At 64.4% G+C, this 1,397-nt stretch carries 1 protein-coding gene and 1 pseudogene; both read left to right on the forward strand.

Annotated features, from left to right (window positions below):
- On the forward strand, positions 1-1,074 hold a 1,074-nt coding region (desA, locus tag APH42_RS28825), incomplete at its 5' end, for a delta-9 fatty acid desaturase DesA (RefSeq protein ID WP_060494753.1).
- 141 nt (positions 1,075-1,215) lie between these two features.
- Positions 1,216-1,397, forward strand: a pseudogene (locus APH42_RS28830) (diguanylate cyclase); the annotation flags it as partial.

The following is a 1,397-nucleotide window of genomic DNA, read 5'->3' on the forward strand; positions in this document are numbered from 1 at the left end:
CCGCACCGGGCCTTGGAGCTCAACGGCGCGCTCAAGCATTTCTTCCGTTTCTGGCTGTGGCTGACCACGGCGCAGAACACCCGCGAGTGGACCGCCGTCCACCGCAAGCACCACGCCAAGTGCGAAACCCCCGACGACCCCCACAGCCCGGTGCACAAGGGCCTGAGTACGGTGTTGCGCAAAGGTGCCGAGCTGTACCGTGAAGAGGCACGCAACCCCGAAACCCTGCGCATCTACGGCAAGAACTGCCCGGAAGACTGGATCGAACGCAACCTCTACTCGCGTTACAAGCTGGGCGGTATCGCACTGATGGCAGTCATCGACCTGCTGCTGTTCGGCACCATCGGCATCACCATCTGGGCGGTGCAGATGATGTGGATTCCGTTCTGGGCCGCCGGTGTGGTCAACGGCCTGGGCCATGCCCTCGGCTACCGCAACTTCGAATGCCGCGACGCCGCCACCAACCTGGTACCGTGGGGCATCGTCATCGGTGGTGAAGAACTGCACAACAACCACCACACCTACCCCAACTCGGCCAAGCTCTCGGTCAAACGCTGGGAGTTCGACATGGGCTGGGCCTGGATCCGCCTCTTCTGCCTGCTGCGTCTGGCCAAGGTGCAGCGTGTAGCGCCCATCGCCCACCGGGTGGCCGGCAAGGCCAACCTGGACATGGATACTGCCATGGCCATCCTCAACAACCGCTTCCAGATCATGGCCCAGTACCGCAAGCTGGTGATCGGCCCGCTGGTGAAACAGGAGCTGGCCCGCGTCGATACCTCGGTGCGTCACCGCTTCCGCCGTGCCAAACGCCTGCTGTCGCGTGAAACCAGCCTGCTGGAAGACCGCCACCACGTGCGCATCGAGTCGATGCTCGCGCACAGCCAGGCACTGAAAACCATCTACGAAAAGCGCCTGGCCCTGCAGCAGATCTGGGCACGCACCAGCGCCAACGGCCACGACATGCTGGCGGCCATGAAGGACTGGGTACACGAGGCCGAAAGCAGCGGTATCCACGCCCTGCGCGACTTCGCGGCACAACTCAAGACCTACTCCCTGCGCCCGACCGGCGCCTGACCACCGTTGATCGGCACGCCCCACCGTGGGGCGTGCCGTCCGGAACTTAGCCCCCACGTTCCCACTCAAATTCGGCACATCGCCCGCGTGGCGGGCCGGATGCTGGCCGCACGCTTTCACGTTGAGACCCGCTTCGTGCACATGGCCAAGAACATTCCAACGACATTGCCCGGCACCCCACCTCCCGAAGCCGCCCAGACGTTACTGGCACTCCTCCACGCCCAAGGCGAGGTTGCCCGCCTGAGTGAGCGCGATCAGCTGTTCAGCTCGCTGCTCGACAGCGTCAATGCGGTGCTCTGGGCCTTCGACTGGGAAACCCGCCA

This window comes from Pseudomonas sp. NBRC 111140, from assembly GCF_001320885.1.
GTDB lineage: Bacteria > Pseudomonadota > Gammaproteobacteria > Pseudomonadales > Pseudomonadaceae > Aquipseudomonas > Aquipseudomonas putida_P.